We start from the raw sequence: 25,462 nt of genomic DNA, 5'->3' as shown, positions 1-25,462 counted from the left end.
CGAGGCGCTGGGCGTAGCGTCGGACGGGTGGTTGCCAACGGTGACGAGCATCTGGCTCGCATGCGCGTGGAGTACGGATCGCCCGAAAAGGACGGCAGTGCCGACCTCGACGCCGACTGGTTGGCCGACGGGTGGACGGTGCTGCTGCGCAGGTGGTTGGCCGACGCCGAAGAGGCCGGAATCATGGAGCCCAACGCCATCGTCGTCGGCACGGTCGACGCTCGGGGAAGGCCGTCCACCCGGACGGTGTTGTGCAAGGGCGTGGACGAGACCGGCATCACCTTCTACACCAACTACGACTCCGACAAGGGGCAACAGTTGGCCGCCTCGGCGTACGCGTCGGCGACCTTCCCCCTCTACGCCCTCGGACGTCAGGTGCACGTGCGCGGACCCGTCGCCAAGGTCGCGCCCGAAGTGACGGCCGCCTACTGGGCCAAGCGCCCCCGGGGTTCTCAGCTCGGAGCCTGGGCGTCGCATCAGTCCCACCCCGTCGCCTCCCGGGAAGCCCTGCGACGCCAGCTCGCCGAGGTGACCGCACGCTTCGCCGGGGACGAGTCGGTCCCCGTGCCGCCGAACTGGGGTGGATACCTCGTCGCCCCGGAGGTCGTGGAGTTCTGGCAGGGCCGAGAGAACCGGGTACACAACCGGATCCGAGTGAGCGGGGCGCTCGTCGAGCGTCTGCAGCCCTAGGGGTGGCGAACTTCTTCGCCGACACCACACCGCTTCGTTCACCGGACTTCCGGCGGTTGTGGCTCGCCGGCATCGTCACCGTCATCGGCGGCAACCTCACGATCTTCGCCGTCCCGGTTCAGCTGTACGCGCTGACGCAGAACTCGGCCTACGTGGGGCTGTCGGGGTTGTTCGCCCTGGTTCCCCTCGTCGTGTTCGGTCTGTGGGGCGGCGCCTGGGCCGACGCGATGGACCGCAGGCTGCTGCTCGTCATCGCCTCCATCGGGCTGGCCGTGTCGTCGGTGCTGCTGTGGGCGCAGGCCGCGCTCGGGCTGAACAACGTGTGGGTCGTGCTGTGCCTGCTGTCGGTGCAGCAGGCGTTCTTCGCGGTCAACAGCCCCACCCGGTCGGCCGCCATTCCGCGGATGGTGCCCGAGGAGCAGCTGCCGGCGGCCAACTCGCTGAACATGACGGTGATGCAATTCGGCGCCATCGTCGGGCCGCTGCTCGCGGGTGTGCTGCTGCACTTCGTCGACCTGTCCACGTTGTATGCCATCGACGCGCTGACGTGCATTGCCCCGATCGTCGCGACGTGGCGGTTGGCGAAGATGCCACCGACCGGCACCGCTCAGGGTGCCTCGAAGTGGGGTGTCGCGGCCGTCCTCGACGGCTTCCGGTACCTGGCCGGAAACCGGGTCGTGCTGATGTCGTTCGTCGTGGACCTGATCGCGATGATCTTCGGAATGCCGCGCGCGCTGTTCCCGGAGATGGCGCACCAGAGCTTCGGCGGTCCGGTCGAGGGTGGCAGCGCGATGGCCTACCTGTCGGCGGCGATCGCAGTCGGTGCGGTGCTGGGCGGTGTGTTCTCGGGATGGTTGCCACGGGTGAGCCGACAGGGTCTGGCCGTGGTGGTCGCCATCGTGGTGTGGGGCGTGGCGATGATCGGATTCGGGTTGGCGTCCGGTCTGGCCGGCGGGCATGCCGGTGCGTTGCTGTGGATTGCCTTGACGTTCCTGGCCATCGGCGGAGCCGCCGACATGGTGTCCTCGGCGTTCAGGTCGACGATCCTGCAGCAGGCGGCCTCCGACGACGTGCGCGGCAGGCTGCAGGGTGTGTTCACCGTGGTCGTCGCCGGTGGGCCGCGGTTGGCTGACACCGTCCACGGTGCGTCAGCGGCCGTCGTCGGCACGACGGTGGCCGCCGCGGGCGGGGGCGCACTCGTGGTGGTCGGCGTCGCGATCGCCGCACTGCTGGTGCCCGCGTTCGTTCGCTACCGCGTTTGAGTTCGCTACGACCCAACGCACGAGTTCGGCAGGCTAGCATCTTGTGGTGGTCGACGTGACGCACGGGACGCTCAGCCTTCGTGAGCGCAAGAAGCTTCGGACGCGCGCCGTGCTCATCGACGCCGCCGTGGACCTTTGCCTCAAGCACGGGTACCAGCAGACCACCGTCGAGCAGATCGCCGCCTCGGCCGACGTGTCCGCGCGCACCTTCAGCCGCTACTTCCCGACCAAGGACGCGGTCTTCATGACCCTGCTCGACGACTACCTTCACGAGGTCGCCATCGAATTGACGGCGGTCGACGGCGATGTCGGCCCCCTGGAGGCGTTGCGCCAGGCCCACGCGTCGGTGTTGACGCGCGTCGCGACCCGCCGGGCCGGCCGACTGACCTCCGAGCGCATCGTGCTGACGCTTCGGGTGATCAACGCCTCGGAGTCGCTGAAGAAATCGGCCTTCGAGTTGCGGCCCGATCTGACCTACGAGCTGCTCGCCCGGCGGATGGGGACGACCGCAGACGATCCGCGCGTGCGTCTGGTCGACGTCGTCTTCTCGGCCGCCGTGATCGAGGCATGCGGCGACCTGGTCGACGACACCGACACCGTCCGGCTCGGACCGACGATCGTGCTGGATCGGATGAACGAGGCGCTCGCCCAGGTGGCGTTGATGGCCCGTGGTCTGCAGTGTGAGGCGGCCGCCCATGGCTAGCAGAACCGTGCCCGGCGGGCTGCGCGAGCGCAAGAAGAGGCGGACCCGGGCGACGCTGATCGACGCCGCCGCCGAACTGTGCCTGACCCAGGGGTACGACAACACCACCGTCGACCAGATCGCGGCCGCGGCCGACGTCTCGCCGCGCACGTTCAGCCGATACTTCCCCACCAAGGTGTCGGTCGTGGCGGCCATCACCGACGACCTCGACGATCTGATCGCCGAGGCCATGGAGCGGCTGCCCGACGACCTCACCGCCTACGACGCGCTGCACCTCGCCTCCCTCGAGGTGTTCGCCAGCAGCGACGGCATGCCGTCGGCGGGGTTTCAGCGAATGGCGATGCTGATCCGGATCATCAACGGGTCGACGTCGTATCAGGCCTCGGCGCTCGCGCTGCGCCACGACATCACCAACAGGGCGACGATGCGCGTGATGGCCAACCGGCTCGGCGTCCCGGTCGACCATCGCTCGGTCGCCCTGATCACCGACGTGTGGGCGGTCATCTTCTCCACGTCCTTCGCCGGGCTCGGCCAGCCGGGCAACCCCGCGATCGAACCCGAGATCATCGCCGACCGGTTGACGGCCACGGTATCGATGTTCCGCGGCACGTGGGCGCCGTGGGGCCGCGCCGCGGTCGCCGAGGGCCAACCCCACACGAGCGCGTGAAACCGATAGCGACTACCTTCCACTAGTGACGGACAGCTTCGTTCCGGTCGCCAACCGTAGAAGGGGTTAACGTGCCCGAAGACTCCAGTTCCCGCAGCGATTCGGATGAGGTCGCCACGCTCCGCTACCCGGGGGGCGAGATCGACCTGGAGATCGTGAAGGCGACCGAGGGATCCGACGGCATCGCACTGGGGTCGCTCCTGTCGAAGACCGGTTACACGACGTTCGACGGCGGCTTCGTCAACACCTCGTCGACGAAGAGTTCCATCTGCTACATCGACGGTGACGCCGGCATCCTGCGCTACCGCGGCTACCCGATCGAGCAGCTGGCGGAGAAGTCCACCTTCATCGAGGTCAGCTATCTGTTGATCTACGGCGAGCTTCCGACGGCCGACGAGTTGGAGAAGTTCACCACGCAGATCCAGCGTCACACCCTGCTGCACGAGGACCTCAAGCGCTTCTTCGACGGCTTCCCGCGCAATGCCCACCCGATGCCGGTGCTGTCGAGCGCGGTGAACGCACTCTCGGCCTACTACCCGGATTCGGTCGACCCCCTGGACAAGGAGCAGGTCGAGCTCTCGACGATCCGGTTGCTGGCCAAGCTGCCGACCATCGCGGCGTATGCCTACAAGAAGTCGGTCGGCCAGCCGTTCCTCTATCCCGACAACTCGCTGACCCTGGTCGAGAACTTCCTGCGGATGACGTTCGGCTTCCCCGCCGAGCCCTACGAGGTCGACCCGGAGATCGTGCGGGCACTGGACCTGCTGCTGATCCTGCACGCCGACCACGAGCAGAACTGCTCGACGTCCACGGTCCGGCTGGTCGGCTCGTCGCAGGCAAACCTCTTCACCTCGGTATCCGGCGGCATCAACGCGCTGTGGGGTCCGCTGCACGGCGGTGCCAACCAGGCCGTGCTGGAGATGCTGGAGAAGATCCGTTCCGGGGACGACGACGTGGCGACCTTCGTCAAGAAGGTCAAGGACCGCGAAGAGGGCGTGAAGCTGATGGGCTTCGGGCACCGCGTGTACAAGAACTACGACCCGCGCGCCCGCATCGTCAAGGAGCAGGCCGACAAGATCCTCGGCAAGCTCGGCGTCAACGACGAGTTGCTCGACATCGCCAAGCAACTCGAAGAGGTCGCGCTGACCGACGACTTCTTCGTGGAGCGCAAGCTGTACCCCAACGTCGACTTCTACACCGGCGTGATCTACCGGGCGATGGGCTTCCCGACGCGGATGTTCACGGTGCTGTTCGCCCTCGGTCGGCTGCCGGGCTGGATCGCGCACTGGCGCGAGATGCACGAGTCGCCCAGCAAGATCGGCCGCCCTCGTCAGATCTACACCGGCTACAACGAGCGGGATTACACCGACATGGGTGGCCGCTAGCCTGTCGACTGCGCCACATCCTTTGCATTGGTAAAGGTTGTAGGTTCACAATCGTTGGGTGAACACGACTGTTGAGCTGACCCCACGGCGCAAGGCCATCATCCTGGTGTCCTGCTGCCTGAGTCTGCTGATCGTCTCGATGGATGCCACCATCGTCAACGTCGCCATCCCGAGCATTCGGGCCGACCTGAACGCGTCGACCTCGGAGCTGCAGTGGGTCGTCGACGTGTACACGCTGGTGCTGGCATCGCTGCTGATGCTCTCCGGTGCGACCGGTGACCGCTTCGGCCGTCGCCGGGTGTTCCAGATCGGCTTGGTGGTGTTCGCCGTCGGCTCGCTGCTGTGCAGCATGGCGCCCAACATCGACACCCTGATCATGGCTCGCCTGGTACAGGCCATCGGTGGATCGATGCTCAATCCCGTTGCGCTGTCGATCATCTCGCAGATCTTCACCGGACGGGTGGAGCGGGCGCGAGCACTGGGCTTCTGGGGTGCGGTCGTGGGCATCTCGATGGCGCTCGGCCCGGTCGTCGGCGGCTTCCTGATCGAGCTGATCAGCTGGCGGGCCGTGTTCTGGATCAACCTGCCCATCTGTCTAGCCGCGGTGATCCTGACCGCGATCTTCGTCCCCGAGACCAAGTCCAAGACGATGCGCAACATCGACCCGATCGGACAGGGCTTGGCCGTCACGTTCCTCTTCGGCGTGGTGTTCACCCTCATCGAGGGCCCGGGCTACGGCTGGACCAACCCCCGCGTCGTCGCGGTGGCGGTGGTCGCGGCGATCGCGTTCGTCGCCTTCCTGCGCTATGAGTCCAGGCGCAAGGACCCCTTCATCGACCTTCGGTTCTTTCGCAGCGTGCCCTTCGCCGGGGCCACGGTGACCGCGGTGTGCGCCTTCTCGGCCTGGGGCGCCTTCCTGTTCATGATGTCGCTATACCTACAGAGCGAGCGCGGCTACAGCGCCATGCACACGGGTCTGATCTACGCCCCGATCGCCATTGGCGCACTGGTGTTCTCCCCGATCTCCGGCCGCATGGTCGGCCGGTTCGGGGCCCGGCCGTCGCTGCTGGCCGCCGGGGTCCTGATCACCACGGCCTCGGTGCTGCTGACGTTCCTGACCAAGACCACCCCGGTGTGGGGACTGCTGGTCATCTTCGCGGTGTTCGGCATCGGCTTCTCCATGGTCAATGCGCCGATCACCAACGCCGCGGTCAGTGGCATGCCGCTCGACCGGGCGGGCGCAGCCTCAGCGGTGACCTCGACCAGCCGGCAGATCGGCGTGAGCATCGGTGTGGCGCTGTGCGGTTCGATCGCGGGATCGGCGATCTCCCACAGCGGAGCGGACTTCGCCGCTTCGGCTCGGCCGCTGTGGTTCGCGAGCATCGGCATCGGCGTCGTGATCACGGTGCTCGGCTTCTTCTCCACCACACCGGCGGCGTTCCGATCGGCTGAGCGGCTGGCGCCGCTGATCGCCGGTGCCCCCGAACCTAAGGTGGCGGCCAATGTCCGATGACGCCCATCTGGCCGACGAGGTGTGGCGCGCCATGGCGACCGTCGTGTTCGACAACCGAGACGGCTGGAAGCGTGACGTCATCGAGGTTTCCGGTCTGCCGTTCAGCCGAATTCGAGTGCTGCGCAGGCTCGCTCGGCGGTCGATGACGGCAAAGGAGATCAGCGAGGCCGCGACGATGGACGCCCCCGCAACCAGCGTCGCGGTCAACGACCTGGAGGCCAGGGGCCTGGTCGTCCGGGAGACCAACCCCGCCAATCGGCGGTGCAAGGTGATCTCGCTGACCGACGAGGGCCAGCGGACCGTGGCGAGCATCGAGGGGGTCGACGACCCGGCGCCACGTCCCTTCGCAACACTGAGTCGTGACGAGCTACTGACCCTTCAATCGATCCTGGCCAAGCTGAACTAGCGGTCAGTTCAGCTAGTTCAGATAGCCCTCGACCTCGTTCTCGGGTCGCACGGCGGCCTGGTCGGGGTCCTGGCCCGTCTCGCGCAGCGCCCGACGCTGCCGCAGCAGATCCCAGCACTGGTCGAGCTGTACCTCGAGGCTGCGCAGGCGGCGGTGTTCCTCGGTCTCGTCGATCTCGTGCTGCTGGAGCTTCGCCCGCAGCTCCTTCTCCTCGGCGACCAGTTCGTTGACGTGGGCGAGGATGTCGGCATCTTTGTTCGGGTCCGTACTCACGCCCCCAGTCTGCCCGACTACGGTGTCAACCGTGGCCACTAAACCCGAGATCGACTTTCCCGACGGCCCGGCACCGGCCGAACTCGTCATCGAAGACATCGTCGTCGGCGACGGCGCCGAGGCCGTGCCCGGTGGCACCGTCGAGGTGCACTACGTCGGCGTCGAGTACGACACCGGCGACGAGTTCGACAGCTCGTGGAACCGCAACGAGTCCATCGAATTCCCGCTGCGCGGACTCATCGAGGGCTGGCAGGACGGCATCCCCGGGATGCGCGTGGGCGGCCGTCGCAAGCTGGTCATCCCACCGGCGAAGGCCTATGGCCCCGCCGGATCCGGGCACCGGCTGTCAGGCAAGACGTTGATCTTCGTGATCGACCTGCTCGACGCTCGTTGAGTGCGCTCCGCCCTACTGCTCGCCCTGAGCCTGCTGTTCGTCGTGACGGGGTGCGGGAACTCCGCCGACTCCGGTGACGCGTCGCGGGCCCCAGAGGTCGTCACGTCGGCCAGTCCGTCGACCACCGCCAAGACCGGCCCGTTCGGAGCGATGTCCATCGTGCGGACGGCCAACGGTTTCACGGTCAGCGGCGAGGTGCCGGACCAGGAGCTCAAGACCGGCCTGCCCGCCACGCTGCGTCAGGCCATGCCCGGGGCGAAGATCGTCGACGACCTGACGGTCAAGCCCGGGGTGACCGGCCCCGAGATCGCCGGTCTCGGCGCGCTGTTCGGCGCCGCCATGGACGTGAAGGGGTTCAGTGTGAAGCTCGTCGGGAGCACCGCCACGTTGACCGGCAACGCCGACGATGCCACGGCCAAGTCGACTGCCGAGACCGCGGTGACCGAGACCTGGCCGAACGTCAAGGTGGTCAACGACATTCGCGTCGGCTAGGACGGTCCGGGCAGCCGCAGCAGCAGCCGGACGCCGCCGAGCGGGCTCTCCTCCAACGAGGCCGTGCCGCCGTGCAGTTCGGCCTGCTGGGCCACCAGGGCCAAACCCAGGCCGGAGCCGGAGTGCGACGCCGTCGACCCTCGGGAGAACCGCTCGAAGACGATCTTGCGCTCCTCCTCGGGAATGCCCACCCCGTCGTCGTCGACCGCGATCTCCACGCCGGCGCGGGACGTGACGGCAGACAGCGCAACGCGCGTCGCGCCCCCGTGCTTGACGGCGTTGGCGATCGCGTTGTCCACGGCGAGCCGCAACCCGGCCGGCAACCCCACGATGATCACGGTCGGGGCGGGCACCAACGACACGTCGAGTTCGGGATAGGCGCGCATCGCGTCGTGGGCGGCCCGGTCGAGCAGTTCGGTGATGTCGACCGGCGAGTGGTCATCTGAGGTCGAGAGTTCGCCCTGGGCAAGTCTTTCGATCGCCCACAGCGTCGACTCGATGCGGGTTTGAGTCCGGATGACGTCGCCGAGGACCTCCTTGCGCTGATCCTCGGCGAGGTCGAGCGTGGCGAGCACCTCCAGGTTGGTGCGCATCGCCGTCAGCGGGGTGCGCAGTTCGTGCGAGGTGACGGCAGCGAAGTCCCGCGAGGACACCAGCGCCGCCTTGGTGCGGTCCTGCTCCTGCCAAATCCGTTGCACCATGCCGTTGACGGCGTCGGCGATCTCGACGGCCTCGGTGGCGCCGCGAACGTCGATGTCGGGTGCCGCGCCGCCCACGTCGATGGCGCGGGTCTGCTGGGCCAGGCGCTTGAGCGGTCGGACCGCGAAGGCCGCCAGCAACCAGCCCGCCACGGCCGCGGCCCCGATGGCACCTGAACAGATCATGATGACCCGGCGGTGAAGGTTGTTGGTGTCGGCGATGGTCGCGTCGTAGGTGGCGCCGACCGCGGCCGTCATCTCGCCCTGCGGACCGGTGATCTCGACGGTCCGCACGCGGTAGCGCACCCCGTCGATGGTGGTGTCGGCGTAACCGGCGGGCAGTTCGGGCAGCGTCACGTCGGAGTTGGACGTGACCTGCCCGTCGGGACGCCGGACCGTGATGATCGCGTCCTGGTCGTTGGGCGACTTCGGGATCTGGTCCAATCCGCGCGGCAGGAACGGGATGGCGAAGCCCGCGGCCTCGTCGAGTCGGCGGTCCAGCCGTTCCTTGCGGTCGTTGGTGATGCCGACCCAGACGATCACCCCGACGATGCCGACCACGATGGCCGCGGCGATGGCGGTCGCGAACGCCACGCGGGTCCGCAGCGACGGCGTGCGCCGGAAGACCCGCGACAGCGTGTTCACCTACTGCTGCCGCAGAACGAATCCCACACCGCGAACGGTGTGGAGCAGACGTGAGGCGCCACCGGCCTCCAGCTTGCGGCGCAGGTATCCGATGAAGACGTCGACGACGTTGGTGTCGGCGGCGAAGTCGTAGCCCCACACCAGTTCCAGCAGTTGCGCACGCGACAGCACGGCGGTCTTGTGCTCGGCCAGCACCGCAAGGAGGTCGAACTCGCGCTTGGTCAGGTCGACGTCGACGCCGTTGACACGGGCCCGGCGCCCGGGGATGTCGACCTCGAGCGGGCCGACGGCGATGGTCTCCGACGAGAACGTCGCCGTGGCACCGCGCCGACGCAACAGCGCCTTGACCCTGGCGACGAGCTCGGCCAGGACGAACGGCTTGACCAGGTAGTCGTCGGCCCCCGCCTCGAGACCGGCGACCCTGTCGTCGACCGAGCTGCGCGCCGACAGCACGCAGACCGGAACGTCGTTGTCCATGGCGCGCAGCGCCGTCACCACGCTGACCCCGTCGAGGACGGGCATGTTGATGTCGAGGACGATCGCGTCGGGTCGGGTCTCGGTCGCGCTGCGCAACGCCTCGGCGCCGTCGACCGCGGTGCTGACCTCGAACCCCGAGAGCCGCAGTCCGCGCTCCAGCGACGCCAGCACGTCGGGATCGTCGTCGACCACCAAGACCCGGGGTGGCGCGGCACCGCTAGCTCCCATCTCCATGCGCCTCATCTTGCCTGATGCGCCACTATGGATGCGGTAGGCGCGTGGCGCAGACCGGAGGGGGGACGGCAGTGCTAGCTTCGACACTCGTGCAGCCCAGCGGACCTCGCCTGATCGTCGAACCCGATGACGGTCTGGGTCCGGTGCTGGAATTCATCGGATCGGCCCAGACGTCGCTGCTGATCAAGCAGTTCACCTTCACCGACGAGAGCCTCATCGACGCGGTCATCGCGCGAAAGCAGGCGGGCGTCGACGTGCGGGTGATGCTCAACGCCGCGCGCTCCGGTGGCGACCGCGCCAACGACGAGACCTTCGAGCGCTTCGGCGCCGCGGGCATCTCGGTGCAGTGGGCCAATCCCAAGTTCTACGTGACCCACGAGAAGTCGATGGTCGTCGACGAGAAGACCGCCCTGGTCGCCACGTTCAACATGTGCCTGAAGTACTTCACGGCGACGAGGGACTACGGCGTGATCATCGACGACCCGGTGCACGTCGCCCAGATCGTCGAGGTGTTCAACGCCGACTGGAACCACGACGACTGGGTGCCTGCGGTCTACGAGGGATTGCTCTGGAGCAACTCGAATTCGCGCTACCACATGGCCCGGTTCATCGACACGGCCACGCACCGCATCGACGTCCAGCATCCCAAGTTCGTGGACGCCGTCATCCTCGACCACCTCGCCGCCGCGGTGGAACGCGGCGTCAAGGTGCACGTGCTGTGCGGTGGCAGGCACGGCATCAGCGAGGGCGACGTCCTCGACACCTTCGCCTCGCTGCGGACGTTGCGCAGATTCGGTGCGAAGGTGCACAAGCAGAAGAACCTCCGCGTGCACGCGAAGCTGATGATCGTCGACGACGAGAGGGCGCTCGTCGGCTCGATGAACATCGACCGCAGCGCCTTCGACCTACGCCGTGAACTCGGCATCACCATCACCGAACCCGCCGTCGTCGCACGGCTCAAGGCGACCTTCGAGGAGGATTGGGCGCTCTCGCACCACTATTCGCCGCCGGATCCGCTCGACACCGAGACCCACCAGGAGGACGACTTCCCCCACGATCCGGAACTCGTCCACGAGTGACCACTCCGGAGCCGGCGAGGGTCGGTCTGGGTGAATTGGCGTTCACGTTCAACCACATCGCGTTGGCGTCCTTCGGCGGTGGGCTCTCGGCGTGGTCGCGCGAGGTGATCGTCGTGGAGAAGCAGTGGATGGGCGAGGCGGAGTTCCTGTCCGCCATGACGATGTGCCGAATCCTGCCCGGGGCCAATCAGGTCAACATGGCCGTGTTCACCGGGACGAAGCTGCGGGCCGTCCCCGGCGCCGTCGCCGCGGTCGTCGGGTTGTGCTTCATGCCGCTCGTGATCGTGCTGGTGCTGGCGTTCCTCTACTTCACGTTCAAGGAGGTGCCTGCGGTCAAGGGCGTGCTGCACGGTGCGTCCGCCGCGGCCGTGGCGCTGACCTTGGCGATGGTGGTCAAGACCGGCAAGTCGTGCCTGACGGGCGTCGTCCCGGTGGCGCTGTTCGGACTGGCGTTCGTGCTCAACGGCGTGCTGCGGTGGCCACTGCTCGGCGTGCTGGGCATCGTCGCACCGCTGGCACTGCTGTGGGCCTGGCCGCGGGGGGCTCAGGAGACCGCCGCCAAGTGACCACCTACCTGCAGTTGATCGTGTTGTTCGGATCGCTGTCGCTGATGTCGATCGGTGGTGGCAACGCGGTGTTGCCCGACATGCACCTGCAGTCGGTCCACCGACACCACTGGCTCAGCGACACGCAGTTCGCCGACCTGTTCTCCATCTCGCAGACCGCGCCGGGGCCGAGCATCCTGATCGTCGGGATGGTGGGCTACGCCGCCGGCCTCCCGGTCGGGGGCGTGCTCGGCGGAGTGATCGGCGGTTTCGTCGCCACCGCAGCAATGGTGATTCCGGCGGCGTCGCTGGTGTACGCCATCACGCTGTTCTGGCAGCGGGCTCAGGAATCGAAGTGGCGGATCGCGGTCGAGAAGGGCTTCGCCCCGCTCACCGTCGGGCTGATCCTCGCGTCGTCGCTGGTGATGAGCCGCGCCGCCGACCACGACTGGCGGGCGTACCTGCTGACGGCGGTGTGCACGCTGATCTTCGTCCGGACCAAGGTCAACCCGCTGATCGTCGTCGCCGTCGCCGGGGTGATCGGCTACTTCGGCATTGTCTGACGACGTCGTCTGAGCGGGCCAGAACGGGTATAGCCCTTTGCGTGGGTAACGAATTGACCTCACCAATGGTTGAGGTTCTACGGTGATGACATGAGCATGGAATTGGCGGCCAGCCGGGCCCTCTACCGGCAGCGCACCGCACGCGGAGGTGATCTTCGCGTGCTGGCCAACCGTGCCCTGCTGAGGCGAATCTGGCGGTTCTCGGCCCGGCACCACCGACGCCTGGGGGCCTTCGTGGCGGTCAGCGTCGTCGGCGCGGTGCTCGCGGTGTCGACGCCGGTGCTGGCCGGTCGGGTGGTCGACGCGATCGTGCACGGTGGCAGCGCGAGCACGGTGGTGCTGCTGGCGTCGGTGATCGCGGCCGTGGCGCTGGCCGAGGCTGGCGTGGGCCTGCTGACCCGCTGGCTGTCATCGCACATCGGCGAGGGTCTGATCCTCGACCTGCGGACCGCGGTGTTCGACCACGTACAGCGGATGCCGGTGGCGTTCTTCACCCGGACTCGGACCGGGGCCCTGGTGAGTCGACTCGGCAACGACGTGATCGGCGCGCAGCGCGCGTTCTCCGACACACTGTCCGGCGTGGTGGGCAACCTCGTCACCCTGGCCTTGACGCTGGGTGTGATGCTCGGCATCTCGTGGCAGATCACGGTGCTGTCGCTGTTGCTGACACCCTTGTTCCTGCTGCCGGCCCGCCGGATCGGACGCACGATGGCGATGCTGAGTCGCGAGAGCGCGATCTACAACGCGACGATGAACACCCAGATGACGGAACGCTTCTCGGCCCCCGGTGCCACGCTGGTCAAGTTGTTCGGCAATCCCGTCCGCGAGTCGGGAGAGTTCGCGGCGCGGGCCGACCGGGTCCGCGACATCGGTGTGCGGACGGCGATGCTTCAGGCGACGTTCATGAACTCGCTGACGTTGATGTCGGCGCTCGCGTTGGCCCTGGTGTACGGGTTGGGCGGGGTGCTGGCGATCGGCGGGACACTGCAGGCCGGCGCGATCGTGTCCCTGGCGTTGCTGTTGACGCGGCTGTACGCCCCCCTGACGGCGCTGGCCAACGCGCACGTCGAGATCTCCAGCGCGCTGGTCAGTTTCGAGCGGGTCTTCGAAGTGCTCGACCTGACGCCGCTGATCCGGGAGAAGGCCGACGCCGTGCCCGTGCCCGACGGTCCGGCGGGCGTCGAGTTCGACGACGTCAGGTTCTCCTATCCTTCTGCCGACAAGGTGTCGCTGGCCTCGCTCGAAGAGGTGGCCGTATTGGACGACCGTGGGGGAGACGAAGTGCTGCATGGCATTTCGTTCACCGCCGAGCCCGGCCAGATGGTCGCGCTGGTGGGGTCCTCCGGAGCGGGCAAGTCGACGATCGCCTCGCTTCTGGCACGGCTCTACGACGTCGACTCAGGGTCGGTGCGGTTGGCGGGCGCCGACGTGCGCGACGTGACGTTCGCCTCGCTGAAGGAGACCGTCGGCGTCGTCACGCAGGACGGCCACCTGTTCCACGAGTCCATCCGCGCCAACCTGACCCTCGCCGCGCCGGGCGCGTCGGACGACGAGCTGTGGGAGGCGTTGCGCCGGGCCCGCCTGGCCGACGTGGTGGGCGAGATGCCGGACGGTCTGGACACCGTGGTCGGCGAGCGCGGCTACCGGCTCTCCGGCGGGCAGCGTCAGCGGTTGACCATCGCGCGGCTCCTGCTGGGCACGTCCCGGGTGGTCGTGCTCGACGAGGCGACCGCTTCCTTGGACTCCGAATCCGAGGCCGCGGTGCAGCAGGCGCTGGCCGTGGCGCTCGCGGGCCGGACGTCCCTGGTGATCGCCCACCGGCTCTCCACGATCCGGGCCGCCGATCTGATCCTCGTCGTCGAGGACGGCCGCATCGTCGAGCGCGGGACCCACCGCGCGTTGCTGGCGCGCCGTGGTCGCTACGCGGAGTTGTACGAGACGCAGTTCGGCGACGAGACGTCCGCGGCATGAATTCGGTTGCCGAGCATGGGAGCCTTGAGGGTGTGACGCCTACGGAGGAGGGACTGCGGTCCGAACCCGCCGTTGCGCCACCACCGCGTCGCATCCGGTCGTCGTCGGACATCCTGCGGCTGCTGCCCTACCTCAAGCCCTACTGGCTGCGATGGACTTCGATGCTGATCGCGGCGCTGCTCAGCCTCGTCGCCACGGTGGCGATCCCGCTGATGACGAGGGCCGTGATCGACGGTCCGGTGCGCCACCAGGATCGGCAACACCTGTGGACGCTCGGCTCCGCGGCCATGGCGCTGCTGGTCTCCGAGGCCGTGCTGTGGTTCATTCGCCGCTGGCTGGTCTCGCGCGCCACGATGGGCGTGGAGGCCGACATCCGCAAGGACCTCTACGCGCGCCTGCAGATCCTGCCGATGTCGTTCCACGGCAGGTGGCAGTCCGGTCAGCTGCTGTCTCGGGTGATGAACGACCTGAGCACCATCCGCCAGTTCCTGTCGTTCGGGCTGCTGTTCCTGTTGCTCAACGTCATCCAGATCATCGTGGTGACCGGGATCCTGCTCGCCATGTACTGGCCGCTGGGCGTGGTCGTGGTGATCTCGATCGTGCCGATCACGGCCACGGTCTTGCACTTTCAGCGGCAGTTCACCAAGTTGTCGCGAGCCGCACAGGACCAGTCGGGCAACGTCGCGACCCACGTCGAGGAGCAGGCGCTCGGGGTCCGCGTGGTCAAGGCGTTCGGCCGCGAGCAGTACGCCTACGACAGGTTCGACCAACGCGCCACCGCCCTGTTCGACACCGAGGTGCGCAAGGTCGGGGTGTCGGCGAAGTTCTGGACGCTGTTGGAGGCGATCCCCAGCGCCAGCCTGATCGTGGTGCTCGGGCTGGGCGCCTATGCCGCCGGCAGCGGGCTGGTCACGATGGGCACCCTGGTCGCGTTCATCACGATGATGTTGTCGCTGGTGTGGCCCATCGCGTCGCTGGGCTTCCTGCTGTCGATGACCCAGGAGGCCATGACCGCCGCCAACCGCGTCGTGGAGATCTTCGACGCACCGCGTGAGATCACCGACGGCCCAGACCGCACGGTCCCGCGCGGCGGCCGCCTCGAACTGGTCGACGTCGGCTTCAGATTCCCCGAGTCCGACGAATGGGCGCTTCGCCACGTCGACCTCGTGATCGAACCGGGGGAGACCATCGCCCTGGTCGGGCCGACGGGATCGGGCAAGTCGGTGCTCGTCTCGCTGCTCTCGCGTCTCTACGACGTGACCGAGGGAGCGATCCTCGTCGATGGCCGCGACATTCGTGAGCTCTCCCTGCCCGCGTTGCGCAGGGCCGTCGCCACGGCCTTCGAAGACCCCACCCTGTTCTCGATGTCGGTTGCGGAGAACCTGGCGCTCGGGCGGCCGCCGGGCGATGCGGCGACCGAGGAGCAGATGGCCGAGGCGATCGAGGTGGCCGCCGCGCAGTTCGCCTACGAGCTGCCGTTCGGCCTGGACACCCGCATCGGCGAGCAGGGCATGAGCCTCTCGGGCGGTCAGCGACAACGACTTTCGTTGGCGCGAGCCCTGTTGGCGGCGCCGTCGATCCTGGTACTCGACGACACGCTGTCTGCGCTCGACGTGCACACCGAGGCCGTCGTCACCGAGGCCCTGCGACGAGTCCTGTCGGAGGTCACCGGGCTGGTGGTGGCCAACCGCGCGTCGACGGTCCTGCTGGCCGACCGCGTCGCCCTGCTGGAGCGCGTGCCGGGTGAGGGCGCGACGATCACCCGGGTCGGCACCCACGCCAAATTGCTCGCCACCGCGCCGGCTTATCGCTACCTGCTGGCCGCCGACGACGAACTCGACGACGGGGCAGAGCGGGCCTGCGACTGGTCCGACGAGGAGGAGCACGCCCGGCTCGAGCACGAATACCACGACCCGGAGCGTGAGCGCGAGCGGGCGTACGTGACGTTCGAGGGTGAATCCCGATGAGCACCACTGACTGGCGCGGCCGTGCGGTGACCAACGACGACGCTGATCTGCCCATCGACGAGTCGATCTCGCGTCGCCGCGAAGCGCGCACACTGCTGGCCGGTCTGCTTCGGCCCTACGCCACGGCGGTGGCCCTGCTGACGATCGTCATCGTGGCCGAGAACGCCGCGCGACTGTCCCTGCCGCTGTTGGTGCAACGTGGCATCGACCACGGCATCCCGCCACTCGTCGACGGTGGCTCTGCCCGGGAACTGATCCTCATCGTCGCGGCGTTGTGTGGCGTCGTGCTGATTCAGGCGACCAGCCGGATGTTCTTCCTGCGTCGCTCGGGACGGATCGGGCAGGAAGTGCTCCTCGAGTTGCGTCGCAGGATCTTTCGGCACTTCCAGCGCCTCGACGTCGCGTTCCACGACCGCTACACCTCCGGCCGGGTGGTGGCGCGGTCGACCAACGACGTCGAGGCCATCCAGGACATGCTCCAGACCGGGTTCGACGGTTTGATCACCGCCGTCCTGACGCTGCTGGGCACGTCGGTTCTGCTGGTGGTGCTCGACACGAGGCTCGGCCTGATGTGCCTGTGCGCCTTCCCCATTCTGGTGTTGCTGGTGTGGTGGTTCCGCACCGAGTCGGGGAAGACCTACAAGCTGGTGCGTGAGCGGGCGGCGTTGGTGATCGTGCAGTTCGTCGAGACGATGACGGGCATCAAGGCGGTGCAGGCCTACCGTCGCGAGCCGCGCAACCAGGAGATCTTCACAGCGGTCGCCGACGACTACAAGAACGTCAACGAGCGTGCGTTCAAACTGCTGGCGATCTTCATGCCCGCCGTGCGGCTGGTCGGCAACGTGACCACCGGCGGGGTGCTCCTCTACGGCGGGTACCGGGTGCTCAACGGTGAGATGACGCTGGGCACGCTGACCGCGTTCCTGCTCTACCTCCGCATCTTCTTCGAACCGATGCAGGAGATCTCGCAGTTCTTCAACACCTTTCAGTCCGCGGCCGCCGCGCTGGAGAAGATCGCCGGCGTGCTGGGCGAGAAGCCCGGAATCCGGGATCCCGAGCAGCCGGTTGAGCTCTCGACGGTCAAGGGCGACATCGCCTTTCGCGACGTGGCGTTCTCCTACGTGCCCGACCGTCCGGTTCTTCCGGACCTGCGGCTCGAGATCCCCGCGGGCCAGACCGTGGCGCTGGTCGGCACGACCGGGGCAGGCAAGACCACGATCGCCAAGCTGATCGCCCGGTTCTACGACCCCACCTCCGGTGCGGTCGAACTCGACGGCGTCGACCTGCGCGACCTCGCGCAGGCCGAGTTGCGCCGGCACGTGGTGATGGTGACGCAGGAGAACTTCATGTTCGAGGGCACCATCGCCGACAACATCCGGTTCGGCCGACCCGACGCCACCGACGCCGAGGTGCGGGCGGCGGCCGAGGCCGTCGGTGTCAGCCGGTTCGTCGACGCGCTCGTCGACGGCTACGACACCGACGTCGCCAAGCGGGGCGGCCGGCTCTCCGCCGGACAGCGGCAGCTGATCGCCTTCGCCAGGGCGTTCCTCGCCGATCCGGCCGTGTTGATCCTCGACGAGGCCACCTCCTCACTCGACATTCCCAGCGAGCGGTTGGTGCAGCGGGCCCTGGCCACGGTGCTGGCCGACCGCACCGCAGTGGTGATCGCCCATCGCCTGTCCACCGTCGAGGTCGCCGACCGGGTGCTGGTGCTCGAGCACGGCCGCATCGTGGAGGACGGACCCCCGGCCGAGCTGATGCTTGGAGACGGCCGATACGCGGCGCTGCATCGGGCCTGGGTCGACTCCCTGGTCTGACATCCTCTGCAGCGGCGCCCCGTCGGTGCGAGAGTGGACCGATGTCGCGCCTCGACTCGTCCGCCGTCGGTGGTCGACGGGCGTGTGCGCTGCTGGCGGCCGGTTCCGCGGGGCTGCACCTGGTGATGGCTGCTTCCGCGGGGAGTGCGGTGGCGGCGGTGGTCGTGGTCGCCATGGCGGTGGCCTGCCTGTACTGCGCCAAGGAGTTGTGGACCGCGGGATCGCCGCGGGTCTGGTGCGTCGTGGCGGTGATGAACCTCGCAATGGTGGCGGTGCACCTGTCGATGCCGGGCCATCACCACGGTCAGGCGGTCGACACCGCCTCGGTGGCGCCCATGTCGCCGTTGATGGCGGTGGCGACCAGTGTGGCGATCGTCGAGGCCGTCATCGCCGCGGTCGTGCTGTGGGTTCAAACCCGCAGCAGGGCCTCCAACTTGGCATTGGCCGCGCGCAGCCGCGGTGCGATCTGAGCCGCTCCGGCCCGGGCGGCGTCGTCGTCGGTCTGCATGTGGCTCACCACGTTCAGCCGGGCGCGGTTGAGCCAGCGCATCAGCTCGGGGTCGTCGAACCACACGAGCTGGTTGTGGTTGAAGTCCAGGGTCATGGTGACCCAGTCGAGTGGGTCCATCGGATGCTCCACCGGCCGGCAGTAGTCGTTCTTGACGTCGTCGCCGACGTTCATCGCCTCGACCCGTGCGATCACGGCGGCGCTGAACGCCGGCTGGCACGTCCGGACCGACTGCAGGGTGACGAGGCCGTCGGTGAAGACCGGGGTGGCCGGGCGGGTCCCGATGCCGTCGCCGGTGCAGTCGACGAAGAGGGCCTTCGGGTCGACGTCGACGGTGCCGGCGTCGAGGGTGATGCGTCCCGGTTCCAGCGCGACGACACGTCCCATCCGGACGACGTCGGAGATCAGCCGCAGGCGCTCGAGTTCGTGTCGCGAGACGATGGCGCAGCGGTACATCGTGGGCTCCACCGTCGGATCGATCCGCAGCAGGCAGCCGAGTTTCTCCAGCCGTAGGTAGAGATCGTCGACGGAGGTGGCTTGGGCGATGGCGCGTGACTGTGCGGAGAAGTCGGCCAGCACCCTCCTGGCGAACAGTGGGCCGGGTTGCACGGCCGCGCGGTCCAGCAGCCAGGAGTCACGCGGCTTGATCCAGGTCAGCCGGTCGGGTGTGACGCCGTGGCGCAGCAGCCACAGGCAGGCGTCCATGGAGGTCTTGCCGGCGCCGACGATGACGTAGCGGTCCCGGGCGGGCTGCTTGGGCAGTCCGTTCGGCGGGATGCAGTCGACCCCGGGGCCGACGTCGTAGAGCGGCGGACGCATCGACGGGACGACGACGCTCAGGTAGGTGGCGTCGACCACCCGACGCCGCACCTCGACGCGGTACTCGTCACCGCCGAGCGTCCGAAAGTGGTTGTCGCCCAAGTATTCACTCATCGGGAAGTACTCGACCCGGCCGCTGGGCAGCAGGTGCTGACGCATCACGGTGTCGTAGTAGGCGCATACCTCGCTGCCGCTGGCGAGTTCGTAGAAGCCCTCGTTCCAACCACTGGTGTCGAGGGAGTCGCTGCCCAGCCGGCGCGAGTTCACCCCGTAGTACGCCGAGGGCTGGTGAAGCCGGACGAAGGGATAGGCGTTGACCCAGTGCCCGCCGGGCTGATCGTTGCGATCGACGAGGACCACCGTGGCGTCGGTCTCGGCGATCAGCGCGTCCACGAACGCCATGCCCATGGCGCCCGCGCCGATCACCAGGTAGTCGGCCTCGATCAACTGCACCGGGAAACGGTAACCCGAGGTCTTCGAGGCTCAGCGGTAGACCAGGCCCGACAGCCGCGACGCCAGGGCCCTGGTAGCCCATGGCAGGTGGCCGACGACCCTCAGCGCGGCGTTGCGGGCGGGACGTAGCGGGCGAGGCATGGTGGCGAGTCGCGTCAACCGATCGGTCAGGGCGATCACCTCGACGGCGACGGGGCGTCGGGCGGCGGCGTAGTCGTCGAGCCGCGCCTGCGGCCCGCCGGCCAGCACGGTCGTCAGCGCGTCGGCCAGGGCGACGGCATCCTGGATTCCCAGGTTCATGCCCTGGCCGCCGGCCGGGCTGTGCACGTGGGCGGCGTCGCCGGCGAGCAGGATGCGGCCTTGGCGGTAGGTGTCGGCGACTCGGTGGTGGATCCGGAATCGGGAGCCCCAGAGGACGTCGGTGACCGCGATCCCGCCGGGGCCCCGCTCGTCCAAGAGCTGCTGGACGACGTCGACCGTCGGCGTCTCGGGTGCGTCGTCGACGGGTGCGACGATGCGGAAGGCGCCGTTGGGCAGGGGCGCGACGACCGTCAGGCCCGCGCTCGCCCAGAACAACCGGACCTCGTCGGTCGGGGCGTCGCCGCGCAGGTGGACGTCGGCGAGGACGAACGAGTGGTCGTAGGCGCCTCCGGTGAAGCCGATCCCGGCCTGGGTGCGGACGGTGCTGTGCATCCCGTCGGCGCCGACGACGTAGCGCGAGCGCACGGCGTCGCCGTCGCCGAACGTGGCCGTCACGCCCGCGGCGTCCTCGGAGAGGGTGAGCAGCGTCTTGGGGCGGACGACGTCACCGCCGAGTTCGCGCACCCGGTCCATCAGGAGCCGCTCGGTCGTCGACTGCGGCACCATCAGCGTGAACGGGTAGGCCGTGCGCAGGCCGCTGAAGTCGACCGACAGCAGTGTCGCGGCGCCGTCGCGGATGACGAACCGCGGGGCCTCGATGCCCTCCTTGACCAGTCGGCGCGTCACGTCGAGACGTTCGAGCACCTCGAGGGTGCGGGCGTTGACACCGGCGGCGCGCGAGGTGTTCGCGGCTTCGGCCTGCCCGTCCACGATCGTCACCCGGGTTCCCGAGTGCAGCAGGGCCACGGCCAGGGTCAGGCCGGTCGGGCCGGCTCCCACGATGAGGACGTCGGTGTCGGGCATCGAATTCTCCTTCGCCAAGAATGCCAACGCGTGTTGACTTTTCTCAGCGTGCGCCGCGTCGTGCGAAAAGTCAACAGGCGTTGGCATAGAGTCGTCGGCATGGGCGCCAAGGCCAACCAGACCAAGGCCGTCATCCTGGCCGCGGCCAGGGAGCGGTTCGCCGAATCCGGCTACGAGGCCGCCACCATCCGGGCCATCGCCGCGGACGCGAACATCGACCCGTCGATGGTGATGCGTTACTTCGGCACCAAGGACCAGCTTTTCGCCGCCGCCGCGGAGTTCGACCTGCGCTTCCCCGACCTGTCCGACGTCGGGCCCGAGGACCTCGGCCATGCCCTGGTGTCCCACTTCCTGTCGCGCTGGGAAGCCGACGATGCGCTGGTGGTCCTGCTGCGATCGGCCACCACGAATGCCGAAGCCGCGCAACGCATGACCGACATCTTCGCCGGCCAACTGCTGCCCGCGATCTCGAAGTTCGTCCCCGACGACGCACCGCGGCGGGCTGGGCTCATCGCGACCCAGGTGCTTGGAATGGCGTTGTGCCGCTTCGTGTTGCGGCTTCCGCCGGTCGTCGGCATGAGCCGCGACGAACTGGTCGAGTGGCTCGGCCCGACCCTTCAGCGGTACGCGGTCGGCTGAGCGCCGGCGGGCCTATGCCTCGATCTCGCCGGCGATCCGACGCTCGATGCCGGCCCGGGTGACCGCGGGCAGGACGATCAGACCGTCGAGCTCGCGCTGGGCCTTGGAGTAGGCGTTGCGCCGTTCGTCGGTGGTGGCCGAGGCGTCCGAGGCCACCCGCAACAGCCGTTGCGCGCGCTCCAGCCGCTCTTGGGCCTCGGCGGAGAAGTCACTGCGCCGCCGGCGCACCGCCTCGGCCTCGGCGACGTCGAACGCGGTGACGTACCCGTGGACGGCGTCGCGGTAGTCCAGTTGGGCGTCCCGGTCGCCGATCAGGTCCTCGGCACTCGCGGGCCGCAACAGGTCGGCGCGGCTGCGCGCCCGGTGGAACTCCGCCGTCAGCGGTTCGCGCATGTCGGTCATCAACGGAAAGTCGAGCAGCTTGGCCACGTCGAGCTCGTAGTCCAGCCAGCGCGCGTCGGTGCCGTCGTGGCGTTCGAGCACCTTGGCCACCTCGCGGCGGACGGCCGCCTCGTCGACCCGTCCGCGGCCGGATGCCTCGGCCATTGCGACCTTGGCCTGCTGCTTGATGCGGTAGCGCTCCAGCCGGCGTTCGGCACGGCGTTCGTTGGCGGCGGCGACGGCCCTGACTCCACCGCCGATCACCCCGCCGAGCGGAAAGATCAGCCACCAGAAGTTGCCGGCGAAGTGCAGCACCGAGTCCACGGTTCCCAGGATGCCACCGTCATCGAGACGAGGGCAGTCCGATTCCGCGGTAGTGCCGCAACCGCGCCGCCAACCGCTCCTCGGCGGGCAGTCTCCGCAGCGTCACCAGCTCGCTGGCGATGGTCGCCGAAAGGCGCGTAGTGAAGTCCAGTGGGGTGTCGGCGGCGTCGGTGTGCTCGGGCACCACCACGTCGACGATTCCGTTGCGCAACAGGTCTGACGATCGAATACCTTGCGCTACCGCAAGTTCCGGGGCGTGGTCCACGTCGCGGAACACGATCGCACTGGCGCCCTCCGGTGGCAGCGGGGCCAGCCAGCCGTGCAATGCGGCCAGGACGCGGTCGGCGGGCACCATCGCCAGGGCCGGGCCGCCGCTGCCCTGCCCCATCAGCACCGAGACCGTCGGCGTGTCCAGGGTGACCAGCTGCGCCAGGCACCGCGCGATCTCACTGGCCAGACCGCCCTCCTCGGCCTCCGCCGACAACGCCGGGCCGGGGGTGTCGATGACGAGCACCAGGGGCAGCCGCAGCCCGGCGGCCAGCGCCATGCCGCGACGCGCCTCGCGCAGCGCCTGCGGACCGGCGAGCCCACCCCCGACGCCGCGCTGCTGACCCACCACCACCGCCGGTTGCCCACCGAATCTGGCCAGCGCCAGCAACGTGGTGGCCGCCTCGCCCTGCCCGCCGGTCCCAGACAACAGCACCCGCTCGGTCGTGCCGTACCGCAGCAGATAGCCGATGCCGGGTCGGTCGGGTCGCCGCGAGATCTCCACCGAATCCCAGGCCGGCACGTCGGCGACGGGCTCGACCGCGGGCGCTTCGGGCGGTGGACCCGGTTCGTCGGCCAGCACCTTCAGTGCGCGGTCCAGCGTCGTGCGCAGCAGCCCGATCGGGACGACGCCGTCGATCACACCGTGCCGGTGCAGGTTCTCCGCGGTCTGGATGCCCGTCGGGAACGGCTCGCCGTAGAGGTGCTCGTACACCCGCGGTCCGAGGAATCCGATGAGGGCCCCAGGTTCGGCGGCGGTCACGTGCCCCAGCGACCCCCACGACGCGAACACCCCGCCCGTCGTCGGGTGCCGCAGATACACCAGGTAGGGCAGATGCGCCTGCTTGTGCAATTCCACCGCGGCGGCGATCTTGACCATCTGCAGGAACGCGACCGTGCCCTCCTGCATCCGGGTGCCACCGGAGCTCGGCGAGGCAACCAGCGGCAGGGCCTCGGCGGTGGCCCGTTCGATGGCGGCGGTGATGCGCTCGGCCGCGGCCACCCCGATCGAGCCCGCGAGGAAGTCGAACTCGCTGGCCACGACGGCCACCCGGCGGCCGAAGACCGTGCCCTCGCCGGTCAGCACCGACTCGTCGAACCCGGTGGCGGCCCTGGCGTCGGCGAGCTCGCGGCGGTACTCGTCGTCGGCGCCGACGTCGAGAACGGTGCCGTCCCAACTGACGAACGACCCCTCGTCGAGCACGGCGTCACGCAGTGCCACGGCACCGATCCGGCTCACGGGGCAAGGCTAGCGGTCCGCTCGTTAGGCTGGGCCCATGATCGGAATGACCCGCGAGGGCAACGTACTGACCCTGGAGATGCAGCGTCCCGAGCGACGCAACGCCCTCAACGGCGAATTGCTCGACGCCCTACGGGACGCGGTCGAGAAGGCCGCCGACCAAGGCGTCCGCGCGATCGTCCTCACCGGCCAGGGTCACGTCTTCAGTTCGGGCGCGGACCTGTCCGGCGGTCAGGGCGTCGCCGACGAACTGCCCGACAAGGCCCGGGCGCTGAATCTGGCCATCGACCAGGCGCCGTTCCCCGTCATCGGCGCGGTCAACGGCCCCGCCATCGGCGCGGGGGTGATCATGTCGATGATCTGCGACCTGCGCGTCGTCGCGCCCGAGGCGTACTTCCAGTTCCCCGTCGCCAAGTACGGCATCGCGCTGGACAACTGGAGCATCCGCCGGCTGACCTCGCTCGTCGGCGCCGGGCGGGCCCGCGGGATGCTGCTCGCCGCCGAGCGACTCACCTCCGAGGCCGCGCTGGCGACCGGCATGGCCAACCGCCAGGGCACGCTGGCCGACGCCCAGGCGTGGGCCCAGGAGATCGCCGGGTTCGCACCTCTGGCGCTGCAGCACGCCAAGCGCGTACTGAACGACGACGGCGCCTACGAGGACGCGTGGCCCGCCCACAAGGAGCTCTTCGACCGGGCCTGGGCCAGCTCCGACATCATCGAGGCACAGGTCGCGCGGATCGAGAAGCGGCCCGCGAACTTCAAGGGGGCCTAATGCTTCGGGAGGCGGTGCGATTCATCGGCGGCACGGCGGCGCTGATCGGTGGAAGCTGGGTGCTGCGAGCCGTGCAGGGCGCGCCCGCGGCGCTGGGCGCCTCGCCGGTCGAGATCGACGCGGTCGCCCGTCGCTCGCCGCACTATCGCGACGGCGTCTTCGTCAACCTGGAACCGGCGTCGGAGGCCAGCCTGACCCGTCAGGAGCAATTCCTCCTCGCCAGGGACGTCATCGGCGGCGGTTCGGCACAGCATCCCGCGACACCGGTGCCGCTGGTCAACCCGGATCCCAGCGTGGCCGCCGCCGACCTCGCCGCCACCTGGTACGGCCATTCCTCGGCGCTGATCGAGGTCGACGGCTACCGCATCCTGGCCGATCCCGTGTGGAGCGACCGGTGCTCGCCCTCGCGCGCGGTCGGACCTCAACGACTGCATCCGGTCCCCGCCTCTCTCGAGGACCTACCCGCGGTCGACGCGGTGATCATCAGCCACGACCACTACGACCATCTCGACGTCGACACCATCAAGCAGCTCGCCCTGACCCAGCGCGCCAAGTTCTACGTGCCGCTGGGCATCGGCGCGCACCTGCGGGCCTGGCGCATCCCGAAGAACCGGATCGTCGAACTGGACTGGAATGAAAGCGCCCACGTCGGCGAACTCGAATTGGTCTGCACGCCCGCACGGCACTTCTCCGGACGCTTCCTCACGCGAGACGTGACGCTGTGGTCGTCGTGGGCGATCATCGGACCGCGGCACCGCGCCTTCTTCGGCGGCGACACCGGATACACGAAGAGCTTCGCCGACATCGGCGCCGACTACGGACCCTTCGACCTGACCCTGATGCCGATCGGGGCCTATCACCCGGGGTGGCCCGACATTCACATGAACCCCGAGGAGGCCGTGCGCGCCCACCGCGACGTCTCCGACGGCGGGCTGCTGATGCCGATCCACTGGGCGACGTTCCGGCTGGCGCCGCACCCGTGGTCCGAACCCGTGGAGCGGCTCCTCACCGCCGCCGACGGCGACGGGGTCCGGGTGGTGACGCCGAAGCCCGGTCTGCGGATCGAGTCGGCCACCGCCGAATTGGACCCATGGTGGCGGCCCTGACCAGCTAA

Annotated in this window: 26 protein-coding genes; 19 read left to right on the top strand and 7 right to left on the bottom strand. The window is 68.7% G+C overall.

Translation table 11 applies throughout. The features are described from left to right. The first annotated feature begins 60 nt into the window (after positions 1-60). From pdxH to ABZ195_RS05035, 7 genes are all read left to right on the top strand, one after another. Positions 61-690 carry a pyridoxamine 5'-phosphate oxidase gene (gene pdxH, locus ABZ195_RS05065; protein ID WP_355216072.1) on the top strand — a complete coding sequence of 210 codons (630 nt, stop codon included), beginning with the start codon at positions 61-63 and terminating at the stop codon, positions 688-690. A 2-nt stretch (positions 691-692) separates the two neighbouring features. Next, the gene (locus tag ABZ195_RS05060; RefSeq protein ID WP_355215465.1) at positions 693-1,952 is read left to right on the top strand and encodes an MFS transporter; all 1,260 of its coding nucleotides are present in this window, start codon (positions 693-695) and stop codon (positions 1,950-1,952) included. A gap of 46 nt (positions 1,953-1,998) precedes the next feature. Then, positions 1,999-2,655, top strand: coding sequence for a TetR family transcriptional regulator (locus ABZ195_RS05055; protein WP_355215463.1), 657 nt, complete (start codon positions 1,999-2,001; stop codon positions 2,653-2,655). Further along, entirely contained in the window at positions 2,648-3,322 is a 675-nt protein-coding gene (locus ABZ195_RS05050; protein WP_355215462.1) for a TetR family transcriptional regulator, read from the top strand. Before ABZ195_RS05055 ends, ABZ195_RS05050 begins: the two co-directional genes overlap by 8 nt. 71 nt (positions 3,323-3,393) lie before the next feature. Beyond that, a complete protein-coding gene (locus ABZ195_RS05045; RefSeq protein WP_355215461.1) occupies positions 3,394-4,707 on the top strand; it encodes a citrate synthase in 1,314 nt (437 codons plus the stop codon). Positions 4,708-4,765: 58 nt separating this feature from the next. Beyond that, positions 4,766-6,220, top strand: coding sequence for an MFS transporter (locus ABZ195_RS05040; protein WP_355215459.1), 1,455 nt, complete (start codon positions 4,766-4,768; stop codon positions 6,218-6,220). Beyond that, positions 6,210-6,626, top strand: coding sequence for a MarR family transcriptional regulator (locus ABZ195_RS05035; RefSeq protein ID WP_355215458.1), 417 nt, complete (start codon positions 6,210-6,212; stop codon positions 6,624-6,626). The genes ABZ195_RS05040 and ABZ195_RS05035 overlap by 11 nt, the downstream gene beginning before the upstream one ends. A 12-nt stretch (positions 6,627-6,638) precedes the next feature. Here ABZ195_RS05035 and ABZ195_RS05030 read toward each other — a convergent pair whose 3' ends face one another. Further along, positions 6,639-6,899, bottom strand: coding sequence for a DUF2630 family protein (locus tag ABZ195_RS05030; RefSeq protein ID WP_355215457.1), 261 nt, complete (start codon positions 6,897-6,899; stop codon positions 6,639-6,641). Positions 6,900-6,930: 31 nt separating this feature from the next. On the opposite strand from ABZ195_RS05030, the gene ABZ195_RS05025 reads away from it, so the two are divergent. Both ABZ195_RS05025 and ABZ195_RS05020 read left to right on the top strand, forming a co-directional pair. After that, entirely contained in the window at positions 6,931-7,293 is a 363-nt protein-coding gene (locus ABZ195_RS05025) for an FKBP-type peptidyl-prolyl cis-trans isomerase (RefSeq protein WP_355215456.1), read from the top strand. Next, positions 7,294-7,785: a BON domain-containing protein gene (locus tag ABZ195_RS05020; protein ID WP_355215454.1), complete on the top strand. Its 492-nt coding sequence runs from the start codon at positions 7,294-7,296 to the stop codon at positions 7,783-7,785. Here the strand turns inward: ABZ195_RS05020 and ABZ195_RS05015 are convergent. Further along, entirely contained in the window at positions 7,782-9,128 is a 1,347-nt protein-coding gene (locus tag ABZ195_RS05015; protein ID WP_355215453.1) for a HAMP domain-containing sensor histidine kinase, read from the bottom strand. The two genes, ABZ195_RS05020 and ABZ195_RS05015, sit on opposite strands and share 4 nt — an antisense overlap. Further along, entirely contained in the window at positions 9,129-9,839 is a 711-nt protein-coding gene (gene prrA, locus ABZ195_RS05010; RefSeq protein WP_142271524.1) for a two-component system response regulator PrrA, read from the bottom strand. A gap of 89 nt (positions 9,840-9,928) precedes the next feature. Here prrA and ABZ195_RS05005 point away from each other — a divergent pair, with 89 nt between their 5' ends. The 7 genes from ABZ195_RS05005 to ABZ195_RS04975 all read left to right on the top strand — a co-directional run bounded on the left by ABZ195_RS05005 (position 9,929) and on the right by ABZ195_RS04975 (position 18,251). Then, positions 9,929-10,918, top strand: coding sequence for a phospholipase D-like domain-containing protein (locus ABZ195_RS05005; RefSeq protein ID WP_355215451.1), 990 nt, complete (start codon positions 9,929-9,931; stop codon positions 10,916-10,918). After that, positions 10,915-11,484 (top strand): chromate transporter, encoded by a 570-nt coding sequence (locus ABZ195_RS05000; RefSeq protein ID WP_355215449.1) that lies wholly within the window; start codon positions 10,915-10,917, stop codon positions 11,482-11,484. The genes ABZ195_RS05005 and ABZ195_RS05000 overlap by 4 nt, the downstream gene beginning before the upstream one ends. Beyond that, entirely contained in the window at positions 11,481-12,026 is a 546-nt protein-coding gene (locus tag ABZ195_RS04995; RefSeq protein WP_355215447.1) for a chromate transporter, read from the top strand. Before ABZ195_RS05000 ends, ABZ195_RS04995 begins: the two co-directional genes overlap by 4 nt. Positions 12,027-12,116: 90 nt before the next feature. Further along, positions 12,117-13,997, top strand: a complete 1,881-nt coding sequence (locus ABZ195_RS04990) for an ABC transporter ATP-binding protein (RefSeq protein WP_355215445.1) — start codon at positions 12,117-12,119, stop codon at positions 13,995-13,997. Between the two features lie 32 nt (positions 13,998-14,029). Beyond that, positions 14,030-15,964: an ABC transporter ATP-binding protein gene (locus tag ABZ195_RS04985; protein ID WP_355215443.1), complete on the top strand. Its 1,935-nt coding sequence runs from the start codon at positions 14,030-14,032 to the stop codon at positions 15,962-15,964. Next, positions 15,961-17,781: an ABC transporter ATP-binding protein gene (locus ABZ195_RS04980; protein ID WP_355215441.1), complete on the top strand. Its 1,821-nt coding sequence runs from the start codon at positions 15,961-15,963 to the stop codon at positions 17,779-17,781. The genes ABZ195_RS04985 and ABZ195_RS04980 overlap by 4 nt, the downstream gene beginning before the upstream one ends. A 41-nt stretch (positions 17,782-17,822) precedes the next feature. Then, positions 17,823-18,251, top strand: coding sequence for a hypothetical protein (locus tag ABZ195_RS04975; protein WP_355215439.1), 429 nt, complete (start codon positions 17,823-17,825; stop codon positions 18,249-18,251). Here ABZ195_RS04975 and ABZ195_RS04970 read toward each other — a convergent pair. Next, a complete protein-coding gene (locus tag ABZ195_RS04970; protein WP_355215437.1) occupies positions 18,191-19,561 on the bottom strand; it encodes an NAD(P)/FAD-dependent oxidoreductase in 1,371 nt (456 codons plus the stop codon). The two genes, ABZ195_RS04975 and ABZ195_RS04970, sit on opposite strands and share 61 nt — an antisense overlap. A 30-nt stretch (positions 19,562-19,591) precedes the next feature. Continuing rightward, positions 19,592-20,725, bottom strand: a complete 1,134-nt coding sequence (locus ABZ195_RS04965) for an FAD-dependent oxidoreductase (protein ID WP_355215435.1) — start codon at positions 20,723-20,725, stop codon at positions 19,592-19,594. A 99-nt stretch (positions 20,726-20,824) separates the two neighbouring features. Here ABZ195_RS04965 and ABZ195_RS04960 point away from each other — a divergent pair, with 99 nt between their 5' ends. Beyond that, positions 20,825-21,364, top strand: coding sequence for a TetR family transcriptional regulator (locus ABZ195_RS04960; protein WP_355215433.1), 540 nt, complete (start codon positions 20,825-20,827; stop codon positions 21,362-21,364). Between the two features lie 12 nt (positions 21,365-21,376). Here the strand turns inward: ABZ195_RS04960 and ABZ195_RS04955 are convergent, their stop codons facing one another. Together ABZ195_RS04955 and ABZ195_RS04950 are read right to left on the bottom strand one after the other, a co-directional pair. Next, positions 21,377-22,069 (bottom strand): hypothetical protein, encoded by a 693-nt coding sequence (locus ABZ195_RS04955; protein WP_355215431.1) that lies wholly within the window; start codon positions 22,067-22,069, stop codon positions 21,377-21,379. Positions 22,070-22,088: 19 nt separating this feature from the next. Then, positions 22,089-23,576, bottom strand: coding sequence for a carboxyl transferase domain-containing protein (locus ABZ195_RS04950; protein WP_355215429.1), 1,488 nt, complete (start codon positions 23,574-23,576; stop codon positions 22,089-22,091). A 37-nt stretch (positions 23,577-23,613) separates the two neighbouring features. Here ABZ195_RS04950 and ABZ195_RS04945 point away from each other — a divergent pair, with 37 nt between their 5' ends. Together ABZ195_RS04945 and ABZ195_RS04940 are read left to right on the top strand one after the other, a co-directional pair. Continuing rightward, positions 23,614-24,348 (top strand): enoyl-CoA hydratase, encoded by a 735-nt coding sequence (locus tag ABZ195_RS04945; protein ID WP_355215427.1) that lies wholly within the window; start codon positions 23,614-23,616, stop codon positions 24,346-24,348. Continuing rightward, positions 24,348-25,454, top strand: coding sequence for an MBL fold metallo-hydrolase (locus ABZ195_RS04940; protein ID WP_355215425.1), 1,107 nt, complete (start codon positions 24,348-24,350; stop codon positions 25,452-25,454). The genes ABZ195_RS04945 and ABZ195_RS04940 overlap by 1 nt, the downstream gene beginning before the upstream one ends. Positions 25,455-25,462 lie beyond the last annotated feature (8 nt).

This window comes from Mycobacterium sp. NPDC006124, from assembly GCF_040614235.1.
GTDB lineage: Bacteria > Actinomycetota > Actinomycetes > Mycobacteriales > Mycobacteriaceae > Mycobacterium.
This window is presented reverse-complemented; position numbering and strand designations above follow the sequence as displayed.